The 24047-nt window shown below is 47.2% G+C and carries 16 protein-coding genes; 10 read left to right on the forward strand and 6 right to left on the reverse strand.

What is annotated here, in order from left to right:
- Positions 1 to 31: 31 nt before the first annotated feature.
- Genes LZG74_RS07160 through LZG74_RS07170 form a run of 3 tightly spaced genes read right to left on the reverse strand, consistent with a single transcriptional unit; the run spans position 32 to position 3256 of the window.
- Entirely contained in the window at positions 32 to 1039 is a 1008-nt protein-coding gene (locus LZG74_RS07160; protein ID WP_233795882.1) for a T9SS type A sorting domain-containing protein, read from the reverse strand.
- Positions 1040 to 1080: 41 nt separating this feature from the next.
- Complete coding sequence (locus LZG74_RS07165; protein ID WP_233795883.1) at positions 1081 to 2136, reverse strand: C1q-like domain-containing protein; 1056 nt, start codon at positions 2134 to 2136, stop codon at positions 1081 to 1083.
- Between the two features lie 28 nt (positions 2137 to 2164).
- The gene (locus tag LZG74_RS07170) at positions 2165 to 3256 is read right to left on the reverse strand and encodes a hypothetical protein (protein WP_233795884.1); all 1092 of its coding nucleotides are present in this window, start codon (positions 3254 to 3256) and stop codon (positions 2165 to 2167) included.
- A 266-nt stretch (positions 3257 to 3522) separates the two neighbouring features.
- Here LZG74_RS07170 and LZG74_RS07175 point away from each other — a divergent pair, with 266 nt between their 5' ends.
- From LZG74_RS07175 to LZG74_RS07195, 5 genes are all read left to right on the forward strand, one after another.
- Complete coding sequence (locus tag LZG74_RS07175; RefSeq protein WP_233795885.1) at positions 3523 to 6303, forward strand: DUF6797 domain-containing protein; 2781 nt, start codon at positions 3523 to 3525, stop codon at positions 6301 to 6303.
- A gap of 167 nt (positions 6304 to 6470) precedes the next feature.
- On the forward strand, positions 6471 to 7385 hold the full coding sequence (locus LZG74_RS07180) for an NmrA family NAD(P)-binding protein (RefSeq protein WP_233795886.1): 915 nt from the start codon (positions 6471 to 6473) through the stop codon (positions 7383 to 7385).
- A gap of 94 nt (positions 7386 to 7479) precedes the next feature.
- Positions 7480 to 9660, forward strand: a complete 2181-nt coding sequence (locus tag LZG74_RS07185; RefSeq protein WP_233795887.1) for a xanthine dehydrogenase family protein molybdopterin-binding subunit — start codon at positions 7480 to 7482, stop codon at positions 9658 to 9660.
- Positions 9661 to 9745: 85 nt separating this feature from the next.
- Complete coding sequence (locus LZG74_RS07190) at positions 9746 to 10204, forward strand: DUF6934 family protein (RefSeq protein ID WP_233795888.1); 459 nt, start codon at positions 9746 to 9748, stop codon at positions 10202 to 10204.
- 6 nt (positions 10205 to 10210) lie between these two features.
- Positions 10211 to 10369: a hypothetical protein gene (locus LZG74_RS07195; RefSeq protein ID WP_233795889.1), complete on the forward strand. Its 159-nt coding sequence runs from the start codon at positions 10211 to 10213 to the stop codon at positions 10367 to 10369.
- A gap of 20 nt (positions 10370 to 10389) precedes the next feature.
- Here LZG74_RS07195 and LZG74_RS07200 read toward each other — a convergent pair whose 3' ends face one another.
- Both LZG74_RS07200 and LZG74_RS07205 read right to left on the reverse strand, forming a co-directional pair.
- Entirely contained in the window at positions 10390 to 13398 is a 3009-nt protein-coding gene (locus LZG74_RS07200; RefSeq protein WP_233795890.1) for a HAMP domain-containing sensor histidine kinase, read from the reverse strand.
- Positions 13399 to 13492: 94 nt separating this feature from the next.
- The gene (locus LZG74_RS07205) at positions 13493 to 14122 is read right to left on the reverse strand and encodes a response regulator transcription factor (RefSeq protein ID WP_233795891.1); all 630 of its coding nucleotides are present in this window, start codon (positions 14120 to 14122) and stop codon (positions 13493 to 13495) included.
- 173 nt (positions 14123 to 14295) lie between these two features.
- Here LZG74_RS07205 and LZG74_RS07210 point away from each other — a divergent pair, with 173 nt between their 5' ends.
- From LZG74_RS07210 to bla, 3 genes are all read left to right on the forward strand, one after another.
- Positions 14296 to 14712, forward strand: a complete 417-nt coding sequence (locus LZG74_RS07210) for a response regulator transcription factor (RefSeq protein ID WP_233795892.1) — start codon at positions 14296 to 14298, stop codon at positions 14710 to 14712.
- 2 nt (positions 14713 to 14714) lie between these two features.
- Positions 14715 to 15095 carry a hypothetical protein gene (locus LZG74_RS07215; protein ID WP_233795893.1) on the forward strand — a complete coding sequence of 127 codons (381 nt, stop codon included), beginning with the start codon at positions 14715 to 14717 and terminating at the stop codon, positions 15093 to 15095.
- A gap of 96 nt (positions 15096 to 15191) precedes the next feature.
- Positions 15192 to 15926: a subclass B1 metallo-beta-lactamase gene (gene bla / locus LZG74_RS07220; protein ID WP_233795894.1), complete on the forward strand. Its 735-nt coding sequence runs from the start codon at positions 15192 to 15194 to the stop codon at positions 15924 to 15926.
- On the opposite strand, the gene LZG74_RS07225 is transcribed toward bla, so the two are convergent.
- Positions 15927 to 18347, reverse strand: coding sequence for an ABC transporter permease (locus LZG74_RS07225; RefSeq protein WP_233795895.1), 2421 nt, complete (start codon positions 18345 to 18347; stop codon positions 15927 to 15929).
- 262 nt (positions 18348 to 18609) lie between these two features.
- Here LZG74_RS07225 and LZG74_RS07230 point away from each other — a divergent pair, with 262 nt between their 5' ends.
- Both LZG74_RS07230 and LZG74_RS07235 read left to right on the forward strand, forming a co-directional pair.
- Complete coding sequence (locus LZG74_RS07230; protein ID WP_233795896.1) at positions 18610 to 19563, forward strand: hypothetical protein; 954 nt, start codon at positions 18610 to 18612, stop codon at positions 19561 to 19563.
- 103 nt (positions 19564 to 19666) lie between these two features.
- Positions 19667 to 23803, forward strand: coding sequence for a hybrid sensor histidine kinase/response regulator transcription factor (locus LZG74_RS07235; protein ID WP_233795897.1), 4137 nt, complete (start codon positions 19667 to 19669; stop codon positions 23801 to 23803).
- Positions 23804 to 24047 lie beyond the last annotated feature (244 nt).

Consider the following 24047-nt stretch of genomic DNA (forward strand, 5'->3'; position numbering starts at 1 on the left):
GCGCATGAATAGGGATTTTTGATCATAGTAATCAGTTTTTGATCAATTTAGAAGAATGTAATGTTCCATCCTGCTCACGGACCTGTATAACATAAATGCCTGGTGTAAGCTGTTTCAAATTGATTGCACCATCAGGCAGCTTTTGTAGTTCACTCTTATTGGCTTCGTACACAACACTGCCGGATTTACTTACAATTTTTACATTTTCGGGTTGACGTGCATCCGGCATTTCAATGGTAAGCCAATCTGCTACTGGGTTTGGATGGAATGCAACAGCGAAATTATTTGCCACCCGAATATTCCGGATTCTGCTGAATGCAAATTTTCCATCATTGTCTACCATACGCAAGCGGTAATAATGCACAGCTGCTAACGGTCGCTCATGTACGTAGGAGTAAGTGCGTTCTATCTTGCTATCGCCGTTTGAATTTACGTCTCCGAGTACGAGCCAGTTCTTCCCATCTGTGCTATGCTGAATTTCAAAGAAATCGCTATTGGCTTCAAACGAAGTGCTCCAAGTAAGAACAACATCATTTTCCTTTTGTGCGGCAACGAAGTCCACCAATGTAACAGGCAGCCCACTGCCGGATTCTGTTGCAGTGAGGGTGCTGATGTTCGTCCAGTCTCCTGATTCGGAAACATTGTTCAAAATCGGGTCGGGTGTGCTTTTGTTCGTCGGAATCGTGTAAATGTGATCTGGTCCTGCATGTGTGATTTGCAGCACATTTTCATTGTTACCATTCAATTCTGATTCAAGATAAGTGATCAGCACTTTTCCTTTAAAAGTAAGTGGGCTCGCCAGATTGTAAACACGATTGATGCTGCCCGTTGGCTTACCAGCAATTGCCACATCCGAATGTGTTATTTCATTGTTGTTCAGGTTCGTCGCTTCGGTTGGCGTCAGTGACAAAGAGCTAACGGTCACGGTTGTTCCCGGCGATATAAAGAAGCTGTTCGCGCCTGTCTTCAATTGCGCCTGTGCCTCTGCAAAAACGGCTGTGAAGCCTAGCAGTGCTATTATGGTATGTTTTGTTTTCATAATATATTATTTGACTATTGAATGAACTGAATTTTTTTGCATCAAAGCTTTTGTAGCATTCTTCCGTTGAAATGAGCAGTGGAGTTTGCGGTTTCAAGCTCTACACCGTTTACTCCCGATTTCCCCCTGACATTTACAACATCGCCTTGCTGCAATTGACAATCGATTGATATGATCGATGTATACTTGGAACTTACCTTGTATTTGTAGTCTAGTGCTAGTTCTGAGACATTATTTCCGCTAAATCTGACCAATTGCAACGAAGGACTGAATTCCAAGTCCGGATCTCCGTGGGTCCATTCAACCATGGCGTCAAAGTGGTAAATTCCATTAAATGGAGCAACGAAGCTGTTAGCCAGAGGGTTATAATTTCCACCGACATTATATGTGATATTGCCAAAGTTAACCGTGACAAACTCCTGTCCGCCTGATGAATTGATATTGCCTCCACCGTTGATGCCCACTTCTGAGAAAGCGACAATGTTTACAGCCGGTGCTTGCCATGTTGCATTACCATTGGCGTCTGATGTCAGTATTTTACCGTTGCCAGGGGATTGTCCGTTTCCTGCGATTTTAAGGTTTCCAGAAACGTGTAAGGCAAGTCCCGAAGTGCTTGCCGCCAAAACTCCTACTCCGGACGAGCTCGTTCCTGAAACACCTATCCCCGTATCGGAGGCACCTCTAACACCTATCACTTCGGAGGATCCAGAAATTGCGACGGAATTTTGCGAAACGCCCGAATTCGAAACATAAAACAACGCAACATTACTGTTCCCGATCTGGCTGAAAGGGAAACTTAGTTTTGAACCAACTATTCTCCAAAAAGGATTGTTACCATCACCGGAATTGTAGTATAAGCCTTCACTGCCCGCCAGCGTGTTCGTATTATAAATCAACAAGCCCTTTGCTGGATTGGGAATTGTTATTTTATCCGATTCCGATTGCAGTGAGATCTTCGGAAAAAGAACACCCTTGTTGGTGCTATTTACATCCAGTATGGCGCTAGGGTGTGGCGAATTTGTGTTAATGCCGACGCTTTGCGCAGAAGCGCTTTCCCATAATAGCGTTGTTGTTAAAAGGATGAATAATTTTTTCATAAGTATCTTAATTTTGGGGAGTTAAAAATTATAGTTCTATAGCAAGATGTCCATTAAAGTGTGCATCCCTATCAGACATCGCAAGGGCTACCTGAGTCCCATAAGACCTGGCAATCACATTTACCTGATCGCCTTGCTCTAATTCACAATCAATGGCTATGTGTGATGTATGAGATCCGTCCGTTGACCATGCCCTGCTTTCTGACAACTCTGTGGTAACTCCGCCTCTAATTCTAACAAGCTTCATTGTAGGGCCAAAAAGGTCGTCTGAACTTTTCTCCCATCTTGCCATTACGTCAAAATGATAAATCCCATGTTTTGGAGCATTAAAAGTGCTATGCGGAGCCATATTAACGTCATTGTAACTTCCGCCCCAATCGTAAATCTGATTTGCGAATGCAACTTTGACGAAAGTGCTTTCAGACATATTCTGGCTGCCACCTCCAAGAATGCCACTCGCCTGAAAACCATTGAAGATATTATCAAATTCGTTAAGCGGTGTTTCCCAGGTTGCATTGCCAACACCGTCCGATGTTAGAACTTTTCCTGTCCCTGGCGATAATGTCGGGCCATCATATTTGAATTTGCCATTTACTTCTAGCGCAAGTCCAGTAAGTGAAGAAGCATACACCCCCGTTCCATTTTGAATACCTCTTCCCATAACCGCCGTCCCGGTCGACGAAAGGCCTGCTATCGCTTGTCCAATATTAGCATAGCCTCCAATTCCAGCAGAATTGCCGGTTGTCGTCGTATTCTTAATAGAAAAAAGCGCCCCCGAACTTGTCGCAGTCTGATTAAAAGGAAGCTTGATGTTCTCCTCGATACTCTTCCAATCAGGACTCGCAGCCGTACCGATATTGAAGTAAAAGCCTTCTTTATCCAGTAATCCGGGATTTGTGTTGAAGATTAGCAATCCTCTTTCTGGGTTTGCGACGGTTCCGGCATCGGTGTTTGACTGCAAAAAAACACGAGGCAGCAACACCCCCTTGTTCGTAGCCTGAACATCCAGCGCCGCGCTGGGATCGGGGTAATAAGTGTTGATTCCGACATTCTCGATGGTTTGTGCGAAGAGCTTTTGCTGGAACCAGAGTAGGGAAAATAGTAAAACAATTTTCTTCATAACATAGTAAGGTTTACAAAGTTGAAATGACGCGTTTCCTTAATGCGTTTGATAAAAATTGCGGAGATTCTGAATTCTTGGGTAATCCATTGTGCCAGTAGACGGTTTGAGTTATTTTAAGGTAAAATCATTCAGGCTAAGACCTCCATTTACGCGTCCTCTTCAAGTGGGTGTACAGGTGCGCTTTCACTTTTTCAGATAGTTTTACAAGTAACTTTTCAACTGCAACAGACTTTTGACTCTGTTCTTTTACCATATTCATTACCATGCTTATTTTGAGATATTGCCGTAAACACCTGGGGACAGTCTGGATGTGTATTTTGACGTTGGGTTCTGTTTTTCTGACGGGTTATACGGATAATAAAACGGTTGTCGCCAATTACAAGGATTCCCTGGAACTCGGTTCGTTCATAGAGGATGGCTTTCCATATATTTCCACATCCGTTGATGCGCGTAAGCTTGGACCGGCTTACCCGCAGGACAATATGGCGGCGCGAACATTGGCTTTGCAGCTCGGTAACGACACTTATGTTTGCTTCGATACCGATCTTTTGCGCTGGTCGGTGGCATGGACAGGGAAGTATTTGCCGATGGTTTTGATGGCGCAGGTTTCGTATAAGGACTTTTTCAATAAGAATAATAAAATCGCTTCACTCACCGGAGAAGCGAAAATAGCCACGGGGCTCTATCCTGGCTGGACTCTGGAAAAGCCGTTTTCGGGAGATTTATCCAACATTATTGAAACAAAGCAGCCAACCTGGGTGCCGATGCCTGCGGAGCAAGGTCGGTGGAAGGGCGTTTATGTCTATGGTAATCAGGCTGTTTTGACCTATACGGTGGGGAGTGCCGACGTTGCCGAATTGCCGGGAAGCACGAAGTTTGAAGATCAAACGGCTTTTACGAGAGCATTTCAATTTGAAAACACTACAAAGGAGATTTTCCTGACAGCGGCAGAAGTCCGGCAGGCAACGGGTTCGGAGGTGAAGGGCAAAATTGCATATCTATACCACGGGGCGAACAAGGATACAATTACGGCGGTCGGTATTCTGGGCAAAGGAGGTTTATTACAGCCTGAAATTACGGGTAATCAGTTCTTGACGGTAAGAGTTCCTGTGTTTCAAAAGGCTATCAATGAGACGGTTGTGATCTGGAAAGGTCCTGTCAGACTTAAAAAAGCATTTGAAAATTATTGTAAAAAGGGCAAGGTGTCCATTCCCGACTACAAAAAAGGCGGGCCGGCTCTATGGAAAGAAACAGTTGTTACCAAAGGGAAACTCTCGCCGGACACGGCCGCTTTTGTGACGGATCAGTTAACGCTTCCTTTGCCGAATCCGTGGAAGCGCAATGTGCGTGTGGCAGATGTTGGGTTTTTCAAAGATGGGCGTGCCAGCGTAGTGACTTTCGAGGGAGATGTGTGGATGATCGAAGGAATTGATAAAAACCTTCAAAATCTGAAATGGACGCGCTTTGCTTCTGGTTTTCATGAGCCTATGAGCATTGAAATCGTAAATGATCGGGTTTATGTATTCGGGCGGGAAGGCATTGTGAAATTGCACGATCTTAATAAAGATGGCGTGGCTGATTTCTACGAAAATTTCTCCAATGTGATGGAGCAATCGGCCGAATCGAGAGAATGGGCTGCGGATATGGTGGCGGCGCCGGACGGTAGTTTTTACATTGCGAAAGGCGGAAGCCTGGACAACGGGCCGGGAATGACTGCCAAAACCGGCAAAGGTTTCAGATCGGGATCGACGCAGAATGGGGCGATCCTTAAAATAAGCCGTAACGGTCTGAAATCGGAGGTGATAGCAACGGGGCTAAGGGGGCCTTACCTTGGAATTCATCCTGAAAAGGGCATTCTTACTGCTTCGGATCAGCAAGGAAATTTTGTTCCGTCAACACCTATTTATTTGATTAAAAAAGGGGATTACTATGGCGTTCAACCCACTGCCCACCGCTCAGATAATCCGGAAGTGGCGCCTCCACTGACCTGGATTCCGCATAGAGTGGACCGTTCCAGCATTAGCCAGGCGTGGATTACCGGCAATAAGATGGGCCCGCTGAATGGCAGCCTGATCCATTTCTCATTTGGCCGGCCGGGTTTGTTCAGAGTTTTGATTGATAGTTCTTCGAATGTAACGCAGGGAGGGGTTTCGGTCATTCATGCTGATTATCCTGCGCCGACCTCCAAAGGCATTGTTAACCCGGTCGACGGGCAGCTATATGTTGCCGGTTTCAACTTGTGGGGCTCTACTTCAACGGGCATCAGTGCATTGCTGCGCCTGCGCTATACGGGTAAGACGAGCTATTTGCCCAACCAGTTTAAGGCTGGCAAACAAGGAATTATCCTTGGTTTTGATGCGGAGCTGGATCCGAAAATGGCAGCGGATGCAGCCAATTTCGCAGTGAAAAGATGGAATTATCAGCGCACGGAAGAATATGGTTCGGGTCACTTCAAAATGGATGGTACTTCCGGCGAGGAAACCTTGACTGCTGCCGCTTCCTACTTGTCGGCAGACCGTAAAAAGATTCTGATCCTGGTCCCCGGAATGGCCGAAGTGATGCAAATGGAAGTTTCGTATAAGCTGGCTGCGGCTGACGGCAAAAAGATGAACGACAGCTTCTGGTTTACGGTGAACAAAGCGCAAAATATGGATTTGACGTCGTATGGGTTTGGCAATGTTGATCTTGCGCTTCTGGACGTCAAAAAGCCGGTAATCGCGGAAAAGGAAGACAAAAAGGTTGTGGTTTCAGCGGAACACGGCCGGGAAATATTCCAAAAAATGGCCTGTGCCGGCTGCCACTCAGAAGGTTTGAAAACAGACGGCATGTATGGCCCACCATTTCAGAATCTGTACGGTTCAAAACGTGTTTTTGAGGATGGAACAAGCGCAGTTGCAGACGAAAAATACATTAAGGAATCTATTCTGAAACCGGGCGTCAAAATAGTGAAGGGTTATAATGAAGAGATGCCCTCGTTCGTCGGCATCCTGACCGAGCCGGACATTGAGTCTGTTACATTGTTTATTAAGTCTCTGAAAAAGTGACAGATCAAGTCTGGAAGATGAAAACAAGGAGCTGCTTTTTTGTCGGTGCTTTGATTAGAAAGACGGTTCCTGAATGAAAGTCCGTTCAGCCATACATTGCAATGCTGTAAAGTAAATGTATCCGGGTACAATTGTTGTATTTTCTGTTGCAACATTAAACGGATATCATGACGGACATTACAAAATTACCCGAACCGGGGACTATAATTCTGGCAGGGGCCACGGGCGAGCTGGGTTTTCTGATTGCAGGCTTTATATTGAAGCGCGGTGGGGTCGTGAAGGCACTCGTCAGGCAAGGCAGCAGCAACCCCCGCGTTTCAGAACTCCGGCGTATAGGGGCCGAAATCATTGAGGTGGATTTTGCTGATGTCGACGAGCTGACACGCGCTTGCGCCGGCGGGACTTGCTTCGTTTCCGCGCTATCAGGGCTCCGGGACGTGATTGTTGACATGCAGATGCGTTTGTTAAATGCTGCTGTTGCTGCCGGTATTCCGCGATTTATTCCTTCCGATTTCAGCATTGATTTCACCAAGCTGCCCGATGGCAGCAACCGCAACCTTGATCTCCGGCGCGAATTTGGCAGGATGCTTAATGATGCGCCCATTGTGGCCACATCTATCCTTAACGGAATGTTTACCGACCTGTTAACCGGTCAGGCGCCCGTGGTTTTGTTTAAAATCAAACGCGTGCTTTATTGGGGAAACGCGGATCAGCCCATGGACTTTACAACCATGCGGGACACTGCTGATTATACCGCAGCTGCGGCGCTGGATCCTACGACGCCGCGTTATCTGCGGATTGCGGGAGACGTGGCGACCATCCGGGACATTCAGCGGGCAGCCTCGGAAGCGACGGGTGAAAAGTTTGGTACATTGCGTCCAGGTGGCTTGGATTTTCTTGGCACGATGATCAAAATCACCCGCACTTTATCTCCGCAAAACGACGAAGTCTTTCCGCCCTGGCAGGGTATGCAATATCTTCATAACATGTTGAGCGGCAAGCCAAAAATGAGCCCGCTTGACAACGATCGCTTCGCGGATATCCGCTGGACGCGCATACGCGAAGTGCTGGCAGCGCGTTGATACAACGGGTAGACTTGCAGGCAGATAGCGCTTTTTGAACTATGTATAAGAAAATAAATATCGTTATGCAGGTCCAAAATGACAATCAAGAGCAATGAAGCCATTTTTTGAATCTTCGGAGCCGGACATGTCACTCGATCGTGTGGATGGGCGGGTAAAAGTTACGGGGGCCGCGACTTATTCAGCAGATTACCACTTCCCTAATATGGCTTATGCTGTGCTGATTACCAGTACAATAGCAAAAGGAAGCATTGTAAGCATTGATTCCAAAAAAGCGGCGGCTGTCCGCGGCGTCCTCGCTGTGATCAGCCATTTGAATTCCCCCGGCGTTCCGGGACATGGGGATGTTAAACAACCGGCCGAAAGAGCGGCTGTCGGAACAGCATTTCGCGTTTTCTATGATAACCTCGTCTATTTCAGCGGCCAGCCGGTTGCTATGGTGGTCGCGCAGACATTGGAGCAGGCAAATCAAGCTGCATCACTCGTCAAAGTAAAATACCAAAAGGAGGCTCATCAAACTGACTTTGAGGAAAATATAAAAAATGCTGCCCTAGCAGAAGGCGTACAGAGAAATAAAAATTCACCTTTTCAGGATTATGTAAGGGGAAATCCGGATGCCATTCGTGAAGCGAAAGTAAAGATTGAGGCCACCTACACGATCCCTACGCAGCATCACCAGCCCATCGAGCCGCACGCGATCATTGCGGTTTGGGAAGGCGCGGATAAATTGACCATTTATGATAAAAATCAGGGAGTTAAGTCTGCCCAGGGGAATCTGGCGCAAGCGTTCAAACTGCCCCGGGAGAATGTAAAAGTGAACGCGCAGTTCATTGGCGGTGCATTTGGATCGGGCATCCGTGTATGGCCGCACACGGTGGCAGCGGTGTTGGCAGCCAAAAAAATGGATCGGCCGGTGAAGCTCGTTCTGGCCCGTGAGCAAATGTTCACATCCGTCGGTTATCGTCCCTATACGGTTCAAAAAGTGGCTATGGGGGCAGATGAGCAGGGCATGCTTTTCGCCATTGTACATGAAGGGGTAGGGCAGACCTCCACTTACGAAGAACATTTGGAGCGGACCATCCTCGCGTCCCGCGCCATGTACGCCTGCCCGAATGTGTCTACGCAATACAGGCTTTTGAAACTGGACGTTAGCACGCCGACATGGATGCGCGGGCCTGGCGACGCAACGGGAATGTTTGCACTGGAATCGGCATTGGACGAGCTGGCCTATGCATTGAAAATCGATCCGCTGGAAATGCGGTTGCGCAATTATGCCGAAAGTGACCCGGAAAGGAATCTGCCGTGGTCGGCAAAAGGACTTCGGGAATGTTACAAACTGGGAGCTGAAAAATTCGGTTGGAAAGATCGGGTCATGGCACCTCGCTCGATGCAAAAAGACCATATGCTGGTTGGTTATGGAATGGCTTCGAGCCTTTATGGTTTTCACCGGCACCCGAGCAAAGCCAGAGCGATTATGCTCGCCAACGGGTCCGTTATTGTGCAAAGCGCAACGATGGATATTGGGCCGGGAACAGGAACGGCCATGACCAGCATTGCATCGAAAGTCCTGGGAATAAGCCCGGAAAAAATCCGGTTTGACCTGGGCGATTCCAGCCTGCCGGACGCGCCAGGGCAGAATGGCTCATCCACCATTCCAAGCGTTGGCTCGGCAGTTCACGTCGCTTGCGAAGCCCTGAAAAAGAGATTGTCCGAACTGGCTGAGGCGATGCCCGACTCCGGTTCGAAATCCATTTCGTATCCCGACATTTTGAAATATCACAACTTACCACAAGTCGAAGTCACGGAAGAATCTAAATCCGGGCCGGAGCGTGACCAGTATTCCATGTATTCTTTTGGGTGTCATTTTGTGGAAGTGCAGGTGAATCCGGTTACGGCGGAAGTGCGGGTAACGCGTGTCGTCACCTGCGCGGACGTTGGCAAAATAATCAATTACAAAACTGCCCGGAGCCAATCCATTAGCGGCATAGTAGGCGGCATAGGCATGGCGCTGATGGAAGAAGCCGTTATGGACCACCGTTATGGCCGTTACGTGACGAATGATTTGTCAAGCTATCATCTCCCGGTTCACATGGACACTCCGGAAATTGAGGTAATTTACATTGATAAGCCTGATATGGTCGTCAATCCCATCGGCTCCAAGGGCCTCGGAGAAATCGCCATCGTAGGCGTAGCCGCCGCCATCGCCAACGCAGTTTTCCACGCCACCGCAAAGCGCATAAGAGAGCTACCGATCACGGTTGATAAGTTGGTTTGAGGGTGGGGAGGTAAAAAAAATATACGGGCAATGTGACTTTGTTAAAGAAGGTGCGTATCAAGGGTGATGTAATATGACACCACCAATGGACAAACCTTTTTATCAATTTACAGTGCTTAATGAAGCGAAACGATTTGATTTTTTGAGTATAGGAAAGAAATCGATTCCCAAAACGATACAATTTCATCAAACAAATAGGAGTTGTTTCTTCATGCTTGTCCTTGCTGACCTTGCGCCGGATGATTTGCTTGATACACAAACAATCAGCAACAATGGCGACATGCAGACCATACTGGCAACAGTGTTTAAGGCTGTTGATATCTTTCTGGCAGAAAATCCAGCGGCTGTCGTCGTATTTTCCGGAAGTAACGAGGCACGGACGCGATTATACCAGATCGCTATTGCAAGAGAACTCTTGGCATTAAGAGAGCGTTTCAATATCTTGGGAATGGCTAATGACGAAATAGAAGTTTTTTGCAAAGGGAAGCGCTATGAGGCTTTTCTAATATCTTTAAAGAACATTAACGTTGAACAATTTATCTAAAAATATATGGCAACGCTGACAAAGTCTGGAAGTAAACCGGCTACTAATAAGCCGGTTAGGAAGTTTGTCACTGCCGAAGAAGCAGTGCAGACCAAATATGGTAATCTCCTCAAGACGATAGAAAAATTGAACTTAAGGGTTGTGCAGAAGGAAGACAAAGAGTAACATTCATCCCTTCAAAACAACTACTCAAAAACCAACCTCACAATCGTGTGATTTTTGGTGTTGATGGTGGCGATGATGTTAATGGCGAGCAGGACGCTTAGGTCTTTTACTATTACCAGCCCGATGCCTCTTTGTTCGGGGTATAGGGAGATTTTCAGCCATTCTTCGTAGGAGCGATAGGATTTATTGAGCCATTTCATAAGGTCTTCCGGCATGCCGGTTCCGCTGTCTTCGATGATGATCTGCTTCTTGCCATCCTCAATGCCGGACGATATTGTTATTTCGGATGCGCTGATTTTTAATGCATTATCTAGTAAATTATGCACAATAATCGATAGCAGACTGGGATCGCTCCACACATGAAAACCGGGCTCAACATTATTTTTTAATACAACTCCCCTGGAAACGGCAATGCCGGAGAAAAGCGAATAAATGCCATCGATCATGGCCCGCGCCTCTACCTGGCTCATTTGTGTGCGCGAAGAGCCGTTTTTGTTTTGAATTTTGATGTAATCCAGCAAATTTTTGGTCAGCGTTCCAATGTGCACCGTGGTGTTAAGCGTTTCTTCGCTCATCCTGTTTATCAGCGGATTACCATTTTCCAGTTTTTGAAGATAATCGTTGATATACCGCAGCGAATAGCCGATGTAATGCAATGGCGTCTGAATGTCGTGATTTACGGCTGCAACAATCTGGCTGATAACCCGGTAATGCCGGACCAGATTGTCTTTTCGCTCTTTTTTTACCAGATAACCCGCCCGCCATTTTACAGCCATGAAGTACAATCCCAGCAAGGCAAGCGCGATGAGTAACCGGAACCACCACGTTTCATACCACGCCGGCCGAATGTCCAGGACGATCGTTTTGTAGGTGTAATCGTTGGTCTTAAAGCCGTTTTTCTTTCTGATCGTCAGGTTGTATTTACCGTACGACATCTTCGGGATGGAGATCATGAAGTCGGTATTAACGCGCAACCATTTCTCCTCTCTTCCTCCGCCTGACAAGGAATAATGCATCTGAATGTTATTCACATGACCGGGATACGGTGTCGTCACCTGCAAGCGAAGCTGTTCCGAGTTATGTGGAACAAGCAGCGTGTCTTTGACCGGGATGTCTTTCCCATCCATAGTGACAGAACTTACAAAAACGCCCCTATCCGGCAATTCGGGCTTGATTTTGTTTGGAGAGAACCACACAAGGCCATCCATTGAAGGAAGTGATAAAGTGCCGTCGGCCAGCTTTACAGAACACGGATAACAACCACCATTAAACTCATTTGTAGCAAAACCCTGGCTCCGGTCGTAATATAAATAGTAAACCATGTTATGACTATTCTGGACATAGTCCAGTAAATGCCGCTTCGCTACCTGAAATAAGCCCCTGTTTGTGGTGATCCAAAAAAAGCCATTCGCATCTTCGCTGATGCAATGTGCAAAGGCCAGAAACCGGTCCTTATCTAAGGGAAACGGGATCAAGCGGTCTTTTTTTAACAGAAAAAAACCGTTTCCATAAGTTGTGATCCATGTTCCCTCCGCGGTTGTGTAAAAGCTCCGGATACTCATATCCTTGAAATTAGTCAGCTTTTGGAACAGCTTGGTGCGGACATTATATCTGAAAAACCCCTTTGTAGTTCCCAGCAGAAGGACGTCAGCTGACTCCTGGCCTATGATGGAAACACCTCCGAAATCTGCTTTTAAAACCAATTTGGGCTGGTAGCCGTTGCCGGACTTTACCAGTTCATGCAGCGTGTTGTTTTCCCCGCCCAGCCATACCCTATGTTGCTTATCGATACGAAGCGACATGAATTTTTGCTGCAATTTTAACTGATATAGCACATTTCGTGCAGTTTTATCCAATTTAAAAAGATCGTCACCGATCCCAAACCAGAAAGAACTGTCAGGATTCATAGCCAGAGAGAATTTGTAACCAAACTCTTTCATAAACGGAGAAACCAAGCCTTCAAAAAACGGAGCACCTGCTGCGTTCCGTCCTATACGGTATCCCTGGCTGGTTATTACAGCATTGTTTCCCGCTGGTTTTTGTGCGTAGTATGCATTATCAGCGTCCTTACCGGTTATTTTAAGCGTTACAAAGTTTTTATTCTTAATTAAAAACAAACCTTTGGTCGTGCTTCCCAGCAGCAGAGCGCCGGTGGTTTTGCTATAATGCGCGGCCACGATATCCTGATCCTCAAAATCAAAACCCTGCAGAAGCAATTTTGTGGTCAATCGTCCCCCAGGCGTTAATTCGAGCGCGTAGAAGGTTTCATTCAGATATAGAAAGGCACTTTTTGCAACATTGTTCCAATACAATTTGAGATTGTCTTTGCCCTTGATAAATGAAGCATTACGAACGATGTCTCCATCGGGCGAAACGATTTCATTGCTTTTCCCAATCCTTATTCTGATAATCCTGCCCAATGCGTCGATGGCGAACGGTTGGGACCCAATCAGGAAAAAATCCCGGAACAAGCCGCGGGATGTCGAGATCAGCTTTTGATTTTTATAGCAGGAAATGGTGTTTTGCCTCCATATGTAGAATGTCGCGCTGTCCGCAGCCACGAAGTAATGCTCCTCCATCGGCCTGTTTGGGTATTGCGCGGGCGAGCTTCCCAGCATGCTGTTGTGCCTGATCTGCCTGCCTGTGAAAGGGTCGGTCTGCGTGTATTTTTTATAAAAAGCGGTGTCAGATTTTACCAGCCCGTTGTTGCGAATGCCGATGTATTGGTTGTCCTCCGTGAGTCCGTAAAATTCGTAATCGGGATCGGCCTGCGGACTTGGCAGGGCGGGAACAAAGCCGCGTATCCGGTTGCTTGAAATGGCTACATTAGACTTATCGAAAGTGATAAACTTCTGCCCGTCAAAACGCACGACGCCCACCTCTGTCGCAAGCCAAAAAAAGCCGTTTCGGTCTTCCATAATGGCCTTTACGCTATTCTGCGGGAGCCCGTTTTCGTCAGTGAAATGTTGGAGGCGGTACGATGAAAGCTCGTCCTGCGGCTGCGCTTTAATGTAAAAGGCAACGAGCATAAGGCAAAGAAAGCACCGTAAAACGATGACCGGACAGATTCTCATTCGGGCGTCAATAACACGTTTCCAATTAAGAGAATGCCGGTACATGAAGTTACCCGTTCAATTCAAAATATCTCGTAAGTTCAATGACATTGGTTACGCCGAGTTTTTCAAAGATCTTTGCTTTGTAACTGCTCACGGATGAAGGTGACAAGTGAATGTGCTCGCTTATGGCCTTGGTAGACAGTCCTTTGGATAGTAATTTGGCGACTTCCAGCTCTTTGTCCGTCAGCTTATCAGTAATCAGATCCTGGCTGCCTTTATTGAAAAGCTGACCAAAAACCTGCTCCATAACCGAAGGGCTCGCGTAAATTTTTCCACTGATCACACTGTCAATCGCCTGCTTAAATTCCTCGTTAAGTGCCGTTTTCGAAATATAGCCATTGGCCCCGGCTTTCAAAAAAGGGAGCGCGTAAAGCTGTTCGTCATAGCTGGAACATACCAGGATCGGGATCTTGGGCTGTTTCATCCGCACAGAGGTGATCATTCCCACTTTGTCGCCGCCAGGCAGGTTAATATCCATGATCAGTAAGTTGTATGGCTGTTTTTCAAGCAAGGCCAGCGCTTTGTTGAAATCGCCGGTTGCCGTGACGACAGCGCCTGGCATGTGTTCCATCAACAAATGCTGGATCCCCATCAAAATCAATGGATGGTCCTCGGCCACAATAATTTGAATGCTCATGAGGAACGTAAGTAATAATGACACCTGGCATATTCACACAACAAGTTAGAAAAAATAGTTATAGAATTAATTTGTCAGGGTATTTAATTTTTTTAGTCCTCAAATAACATTTTTCAATTATCAATTCAATTATCTCGCGTGTCGCTGACAGCTATACGTTGTAGTTTTGCGCCATGAAAATCGCCGTAATAGACCAGCATCCGGTCCTTCGCTCAGGGATGCGCATCTTTCTCAGGGATCACTTCCAGAATCTCACAATGATCCAAACCTCTTGTATGCAAACGTTCGGGAAATGTGATGAACAGCATACTTTTGATATCATCATCATTGGTATGACAGAGGAAGCGGATGGTATCGATAATGTAGCATTAAAGCGCATTATGAGCGCTTATCCGCAATCATCATTCGTCGTTTACGCTGGAAAATTACAGCACGATCTGGCAAATTCGCTTCTGGATGAGGGTGTGAGCGGATATCTACTAAAAACCAATCATCCCGACGAACTGGTAACGTGCATTAAGACAGTGATCAATGGTGACAAATATCTCTGTAAAGAAGTGCAAAGCACCGCGAACGTATACTCTGCATAGTTATGACAAAAAATTGGCAGTTTTTTAGCCTGATCATTACTTTATTTGTTTTGATTGGCTGCATGATCATGGTAAATCAGAATAGACAATCCGAGATGCTTGCAACAAGGACGAAGCTGGCAAACCCTTCCAGCATTTATATTAAAAGGGAAATAAAAACCGATCTGTATAAACCGACAGACAGTCCCGCGCCACTGACAGGGTGGGAAATGAGCGGAGCGGACGCGGGAGGCAATGAGGGAATGATGCAGACCAAAACCGTAACGACCCTACCGCAGCGTCCAAATCAAAAGACATACGCTGACAGTTCACAGGTGGGCCAGAGAAGGCAATATCGCGACAGTTCAGCAGCTGCGGACCGCGATTCGATTACTTCCAGGTGATTTTTAACTTTGATTCGGCTATTTGTTGGTTGAGATTTGTTTAAGCAGGCGAATTCGTTTTGTTTTACTAAAAACAAAAATCAACGATACGCAACAATGAGACAACTCCTGTTCCTAAGCCTTGTATTTCTCCTGACATGCTGCAAATCCGCAAAAGTTTCTGACAAAAGTTTCAGCAAGGCAGATATTATTGTTGAGCGCGTTAAGCCGAATGTTTACCGGCACATTACTTACTTCCAAAGTGAGACATTTGGAAAAGTGCCTTGCAACGGGATGGTTGTATTTGATAAAGGTGAAGCTATTATTTTTGATACGCCGGTCGATGATTCCACTTCTTCGCAACTCATCAGCTGGGTTCAGGATAGCCTCGATTGTAAGGTCGTCGCCATCATTGCAACTCATTTTCACGAAGATTGTGTAGGCGGGCTTAAAGAGTTTCAACGCCGTGGGATTCCTTCTTATGCCGAAAACCGCACCATTGCTTCCACCAAACTAAAAAATTTCCCGACGCCTGAAAAAGGTTTTGATAACAAGCTTGCATTGAAAGTGGGCAACAGGGATGTGATCACGGAATTTTTTGGTGAAGGACATACCAAAGACAACGTCGTCGGTTATTTCCCGAGCGAAAAAGTAATGTTTGGCGGATGCCTTATTAAGGAAGTCGGAGCAGGAAAAGGGAACCTGGAAGACGCCAACGAAGCCGCCTGGCCCGCAACGGTGACCAGGCTTAAACAGCGATATCCCGACGTCGAGGTCATAATCCCGGGCCACGGCAAGTCAGGCGATACTGCGCTGCTGGATTATACGATCAAATTGTTTGAAAAGAAGTGATCAGTCCGATTTAAGTGATTTGACAGGATTTAGTGAGGCAGCTTTAATAGCCTGATAGCTTACTGTAAGCACGGTTAAACCCAATGCCAGCAACCCCGAAATTGTGAATATCCACCAGGATAATGTGGTATGATACTGATATTTAGCAAGCCAGTTGGATAAAGAATAATAGGTTAGGGGAGTTGCTATGAGCAGTGCAATTACGATGAGGTAAACAAATTCTTTCGAAATCATCAGCCAGATGTTCGTGATGGTTGCGCCAAGCACTTTCCGGATGCCGATTTCCTTGGTTCGCCGCTCGGCGGTGAATGCTGCCAATGCGAAAAGTCCCAGGCAGGAAATAAGAATTGCGAGCACAGCGAAGAAGGTAACCAGCTTGGCAACACGCTGTTCCACTGCAAACTTCAAGCTATATTCCTGATCTGCAAACTTGAAATCGATCACTGCATCCGGCAGATGCTTTTTGAAAATGGACTGGACCTTTTCCATGGCCGTCGCAGTTTCGGTTCCGGGTTTTAGTTTAAAGTAAAGAAAATTTGGTGCGTAGGTCATGAAATAGATAGTCTGCTTCACCTGCTGAAAAGGCGATTGCATGACCATATCGTCGATCACACCCACAATGTGATACACATCATCATTAAAAGTCGCATCTTTCCAGCGGATGGTTTTCCCTATCGGATCTTTCAAACCCATGTATTCAACGGCAGATTTGTTCAAAATAACTGCCGTAGAGTCGGACGGAAATGCTTTTGAAAAATCACGTCCTTCCTTCACGTGCCAGCCCACCGTGTTGCCATAACTGTGTGAAGCTGCAATGACGGCGAAGTTTTCCTGCAAGTCAGGCGCTTTTCCAGCCCATGAAAATCCGCTCGCATTGGACATCACGTCCGTCGCCGGGCCGGATGACTGTGCAACATCGGCCACATAACCCGATTGCAGCAGATCATTATTCAGCGCATCCAATGGGCCGCCCCCGCGTGGCATTTGAACATTAATGAGTCCGTTTCGTTCGTAACCGACTGCCCGGTTTTGTCCGAACTGGATCTGCCGGAAAACGACAATGGTCCCGATAATCAAAGAAACAGAAACCGTGAATTGTAAAACGACCAGTATTTTTCTTGGTAAGGAGGTAATGTTGCCAAAGTGAACATTCCCTGATTTTAAGATTTTAGCAGGCTTGAAGGACGACAGATAGAAAGCAGGATAACTGCCGGAAATAACGGAAACGACACCACAAAGCGCAAGGATCAGGATCCAGAAAGCCGGGCTGGTGATGAATGCAGTGCCTCGTACCAATTGCAGGTTTTTATCGGCAACCGCGTTGAAATAAGGCAAAGCAACTTCAACCAGAACAAATGAAATAAGCAATGCAATAGTAACGGTAATAAGGGATTCAAACAAAAATTGGAAAACAAGCTGGTAACGCATCGATCCAACCGCCTTCCGGACGCCTACTTCACGGGCTCTTTTCTCAGACCGCGCCGTGCTCAGATTCATGAAATTGATGCAAGCCAGCAGCAAAATGGAGATGCCGGCAACGCTGAAAATATATACATATGTAATCTGACCGCCCGCATTCCGGCCATTTTCCCAATCGGCGAACAAATGCCAGCGGTCCATAGGATGCAATAGTAAGCTTGGTTTTAAACTCGCTTCCATCTTATTGTCCTTTACGCGGCTCATCATTAACCCGCTGATCCGCTCGGACACCGACTCAATGTTTGTTTTGGGCGTAACTTTTATGAGTATTTCAAATGTCTTAATGCCCCAGTTATCCTTAGCCTCGCCTATCCATTGCCTTCTTTTGGCACTGACGAACAGTTTCCATGGTGCGATGAAATCGAGATTCTTGTATTCAGAATTCTCAGGGAAATCTTGATAAATGCCGGCAACTTCGGCCCGCAGCTCGTGATCGATCAGGATGATTTTGCCCAATGCTTCACCTTTTCCAAAAAATGCGCTCGCAGCGGATTCGGAAATGAGCACCGCGGAAGGGTTTTGAAGAGCCTCCCGGCTGCCTTTCATCATTATGGGCGACAGAATGTGCGCCCCCTGCGGCTCCATGAAGCGCCCTTTACGCCGAAACTTGTTCTCATCCGACAAGATATCATAATCGTCACTGCTCCATGACACGGCTACCTGTTCCAGGTCTTGCCCGTGACTGTTGCGCAGCTCGGCAGCGAGTGGGAACGGCATATTGGCAGAGGTGATCACCTTGCCATTTTGCGTCGAATTCCACATAACCCGCGCAATGCGGTCGCTGTTTTCAATCTTTTTATTGAAATTCCATTCGTCCCACACCCACATGGAGATAAGCAGTGCAACGGCCATCCCGATGGCCAGGCCGGCAATGTTGATGAAGGAATAAGCTTTATTTCTGGCAAGTCCCCGGAAAGCGATCTTCGCGTAGTTCTGTGTCATGGCAGCAGTCGTTCGATTTCCGGTAAAAGCGATTTAAATGACAATCCTCCTCCCCATCCCCCGCAATTCCTCCTCCCCATCCCCCGCAATATTTGTTGGTCCCTATGCCGCGGAGATTTTGAAACATTTTTTAGCGGGAAAAATGAATAGGAAGCTTTTGCACAAAGGATTGACGAGTAGTTTCCAACCATTTTCGATTTGTTTAGTTCTTAGTAACTGGAAGGATATTAAACCGAACCATCAACCTAACCGTCAACGTCCTATGCGCACCGTTTCCTTATTTATCTGCCTGTGTAGTATCGCATTTTTTGCCGGGTGTAATCACCAAAAGTCCGACGTGGTCAACCCGGTCATCGGTAACATTAGTTTTGTTGAGAAGTTTGGATTTGAGCCTGACGAGGACACGGATAACGAGCTCCGGATCAAAACACACCTCCTGTATGTGGAGCGGCTTTTGCGTCAAGCGGATGTTTCGCACCTTACCAGCGAATTTAAATCCAGAAGAACCCATTTGCTCAACCTGCTCCGGAGCTATGCACAAGCTGGAAAGTATCCTAAAAACTACGATTACGAAGGGCAGCGCAAACCGTGTTTCATCGACAAAGACCAGAATATTTGCGCGGTAGGTTATCTCGTTGAACAAACTGCCGGCAGGCGTACAGCAGAGCTTATCAACGCCAATTATCAGTATGCCGACATTTTGGATATGAACAGCGAATCGGTTGATAACTGGATCGCGTCGAGCGGGTTAACAAAGAAAGAATGTGCGATGATTCAGCCAGCCTACGGCTCATATCCATATCCCGATCAGCCTTCAAACCGCATTAAGCCCATGTATGCCATCAGTTCAGCCGTTTTGATGGGCGCAAATGCGACTTTTAATGTTATCAATATTGCAGATATTGCCAGGGGCGCTGATTCCAAAACGGCCCCGGTCCTCGGATTTTTGGCCGGGACAAGCCAGGTTGCTATGGGTGCTTTTGGCTTTGCGCGCGAGAGACGTTTGACGAGAGGTGACAATTCGCCTCAATTTACCAGTCAGGGCAGGCTTTCTTTGTTCAATATAGGCATAGGCACCAGCACCATTCTATTGAGCAGCTGGAATCTTTTGCGCCAGAAGAAAATGGAGCAGAAACGCACCTCCTGGAATATTTACAGCTTTCCGGATGGAAATAATCAGGCAGGTGTAGGACTAAGTTTCAGCAGGAAGCTCTGATAAGCAATGTTGCCGGGCAGCAACATTGCCTGCTCGCCCGGTTGTATCCACATTCACATATAACAATGTAAGAATTCAGACAAAAGATTCGTTTTTTTGTGTGATGCGAAGTTGCTTTTGGGGTTTTTGCTGGGTGGTAATGGTCGTGCTGGGTTGCGTGGGGAAGAGCCTGGCTCAATCCAATGAATATCAGTTTGCACGCTATAACACCGAACGCGGACTTTCTCACAATGAAGTCAACTGTTTCCTGAAAGACAGCCAGGGTTTTGTCTGGATCGGCACGGCTAATGGCCTTAATCGGTTCGACGGCTACTCGTTTCGCGTTTTCAAGCACATTCAAGGCGATTCCACCACCATTTCCGATCATCGGATCAATGCGATATTTGAAGATCCGCAGGGTTATATCTGGATCAGTACACCGGTTGGATTTGATATTTACGATCCCATCGCTGAACGCATTGACCACAATGCCGACTTGGCGGCAAAAAGGCTCGGACTGCCCGATGCCAATTTCAGCCGCATTATAAAAACACGCTCCGGCGACTACTGGATCAATCACAACCGGCTGGGGTTACTGAAATTTATTACCCGTTCCAAAAAGCTGGTCAAGGTTAAATTCAGCCCTTCCGAAGACTCATCCGAGCCCGCCAAGCGTCTGATCTCCGATTTTGGTGAGGATGCGCAGGGTAACTTGTGGGTGGTGTGTGACGATGGGTTTCTGGCCCGTTTGCATGCAAAAACCTACCAGGTGGATGTCCAAAGTGCCATGTTACAAAACCGAAACCTGGGTAATTTGTCCAACCACAAGGTTTTTGTGGATGACGATGGCGAGCCCTGGGTGTATGTGGTAAAAGCCGCATTGGGTGCATTTTATTTTGATTTCAAAAACAACACATTACGCATTGCCAACACCGCCGGAGCAGATTTCCGCCTCAGTAACAACACCGTAAGTTCCATGGTCACCGGCCCGGATGGGCGCATCTGGATGGGCACGGATCATGGGGGCATTAATGTCGTGGACAAAAAACGCGGGACCGTTTCCACCATGCTGTTTAATCCCGGTGACCCCAGAACGATCAGCCAGAACAGCATTCAGGCTTTGTACAAGGATCCGACGGGCATGATCTGGGCCGGGACATTTAAGAAAGGATTTTGCAGTTACCATAAGAATATCTTCAAATTCTCGCTGATACAGCACGCACCCGGCGATCCGCGCAGCCTTCCTTTTGACGATGTGAATATGTTTGTGGAGGATCAGAAAGGCAATCTCTGGCTGGGTATGAATGGCGGTGGTCTGATTTATTTTGATCGTAAAAACAACACATTCCGGCAATACAAGAACATTCCCGGCGACCCCGCAAGTTTGAGTAACAACGTGATTGTCAGTCTTTGTCTCGATAAAAGCAATGTGCTCTGGATAGGAACTTATTTTGGTGGGCTCAACAGTTTTGACGGCAAAACCTTCACGCGCTATCTGCACGATCCGGCTGATTCCACGAGCCTCATTGATGACCGCGTCTGGGAGATTTTTGAAGATTCGCAAAAGCGATTGTGGGTAGGCACCCTCGCCGATGGCCTCGATTTATTTGACCGGAACAAAAAGACATTCCGGCATTACCGGCGGCTGGCCCCCAACTCCGTCAGCTCGGATTACATTTCGGCCATGCTCGAAGACAGGCAAGGCAACATCTGGATCGGAACCGCAAACGGGATCGACGTTTTAATGCGGCAAACGGGCCGGTTTGTGCATTATGCCTACAAAGCCGGCGATCCCAAAAGTTTGAGCAGCGATGCAGTTACTTCACTCGCACAGGACCATTTCGGCAACATCTGGATCGGGACTTCGGAAGGATTGAACAGATACGACGCGCGCACCAATGCATTCGTTGCCTATAATACGCGACACGGCTTGCCGGATAACTCCATTCTGACAGTGGCCGTCGACGAGATGCAAAATTTGTGGCTTGGTACACCAAAAGGATTGGTTCATGTGGATATTTCCAAGCGTTCGGGTGGGGTGCCCGTCACATTTCAGGTGCGGACCTTCAATGAGGTCGATGGTTTACAGGGTAGGGGGTTCAATGAAAATGCTGCGCTCCGTCTGCAATCGGGCGAAATGGTTTTTGGCGGGGCCAACGGTTTCTCGATTTTTGATCCAAAACAAATTACAAACGAACGCACCGCCACACAGGTAATGCTTACCGATTTTCAGATTTTCAATCAAAGCGTTCAGCCTGGGGAGCTTTTCGATGGCGAGGCTGTGCTGGCCAAGTCGGTTTCACTGACAGATCGCATTGTGTTGAAATACAGCCAGAATGTATTTACGATCGAATTTGCTGCGCTGAATTTCCTGCATCCTGAGAAAAACCATTACCTGTATACATTGGAAGGCTTTAACGAACAATGGTTTGAAGCCGACAATACGCGCAAGGTGACTTACACCAACCTTGATCCGGGGACTTATATTTTCAAGGTGAAAATGAAAGAGGGCGGCGCGTCCACGGAGCGCAGCCTGCGTGTGGTGATCCTGCCGCCATTCTGGCGGACGCCTCTGGCTTATCTGCTTTACTTCCTGTTTGCAGCCGGTGCGCTGATGGTTGCGCGATGGATCCTGATTGAGCGCGAACGGATGAACTTCAAACTCGAACAGGAGCGACATTATGCACAGCAGCTGCACGAGCTGGACATGATGAAGATCCGGTTTTTCACCAATGTAAGCCACGAGTTCCGCACGCCGCTTACGCTGATGTTGACTCCCCTCGAAAACTTGTTGAAAAATATCCGTTCCGATCACACTGTACACCGGCAGTTGTCGCTGGTGCACCGGAATGCGCAGCGGCTGTTTAACCTGGTAACCCAGATGCTCGATTTCAAAAAGCTGGAAGTGGAAGAAACGCAGTTCCGGCCGGAACGGGGAGATATTGTCCGGTTTTTGCGGCAGATCGCGCAGACTTTTTCGGACCTGTCCGAGCACAAGCACATTCGTTACCGGTTTGAAAGTGAATTAACCTCCCGCTATGCTGATTTTGATCAGGATAAGTTGTCGAAGATCATGTATAACCTGCTTTCTAATGCATTCAAATTCACGCCGGAAAACGGCCGCGTAACTGTGACCTTGCACATTGTGAACCAGGATAATAGCGAAGCATTGGAAATAAGCGTGGCCGATTCGGGGATCGGGATTCCGCCCGACGCGCAAGCCAAGGTGTTCGAACGGTTTTACCAGCATCCGATGCCCGACAATATGATGAACCAGGGCAGCGGGATCGGGCTTGCGATTGTCTCGGAATTTGTAAAAATGCATGGCGGCACCATCGATCTCGAAAGCGCAGTGGGCCAGGGAAGCACATTCACCGTGACATTGCCTTTGCAGGAAAATCCGTCCCGAGTGTATGCATTGCCCGCGACAGAGGCATTGGCGCCCAGTATGACCGACGTGGAAATAGATCTGCCCGTGGAAAAAGCGGCGAAAAACAAGCCGCTCGTGCTGCTCGTGGAGGACAATGACGAGTTCAGGGTGTATTTAAAAGAAGTATTTCAAAAAGAATACGACATCCTGGAAGCCGGTAACGGGAAAACCGGACTGGAAATCACATTGGAACAAATCCCTGACCTGATCGTAAGCGATGTAATGATGCCCGAAATGGACGGGATCGAGCTTTGCCGCATTATTAAAACGGACCGGCGTATTTCGCATATTCCGGTGGTGCTGCTCACAGCCCGTGCGGAAGAAGAACAGCAATTGCAAGGATACCAGACCGGCGCCGATGCGTATGTGACCAAGCCTTTCCGGCTGGATATTTTACAAGTCAGGATCGCCAACCTGATCCGTCAGCGTGAGCAGTTGCAGCAGCAATTTCAGCAGCACGTTGAGATCCGTCCGAGCGAGGTTGCCATTCGTTCGCTGGACGAGGAATTTGTAAACAGCGCAGTGAAAGTGGTGGAAGCAAACCTGTCCAATGCCGAGTTTACCGTCGAAGAACTGAGCGATGCCATGTCCATGAGCCGCATGTATTTGTACAAAAAAATCCTTTCACTGACCGGCAAAACGCCCATTGAATTCATTCGCATCATCCGTATACGCAGGGGCGCGAGCCTGTTGGAAAAAAGCCAGCTATCCATTTCTGAAATCGCTTATCAGATCGGTTTTAACAATCCGAAATACTTCGCAAAACTCTTCAAAGAAGAGTATAACATGCTTCCCACAGCCTACCGGAAAGAGCATCTCGGCCAGGAATAGTACAAAAGATCATTTTGATACTAACATATAATCGGCATACACTTGCTCATTACCTGCTCAATCGCATTTTTTAAATAACCATCCCATAATGCATCCACAGGCGAAAAAATAGGGCAATTTTCCGTCTGAGTTTACAAATGAACCCCTATTTGTAAACATTTGGATCCCCTGCTGATTGTTTTTTAAAGGCACATTTGTCCAACTATTCATTCGATTTATACCAAATCCGGCACTTCACCCAGTA

Source organism: Dyadobacter sp. CY327, assembly GCF_021390415.1.
GTDB lineage: Bacteria > Bacteroidota > Bacteroidia > Cytophagales > Spirosomataceae > Dyadobacter > Dyadobacter chenhuakuii.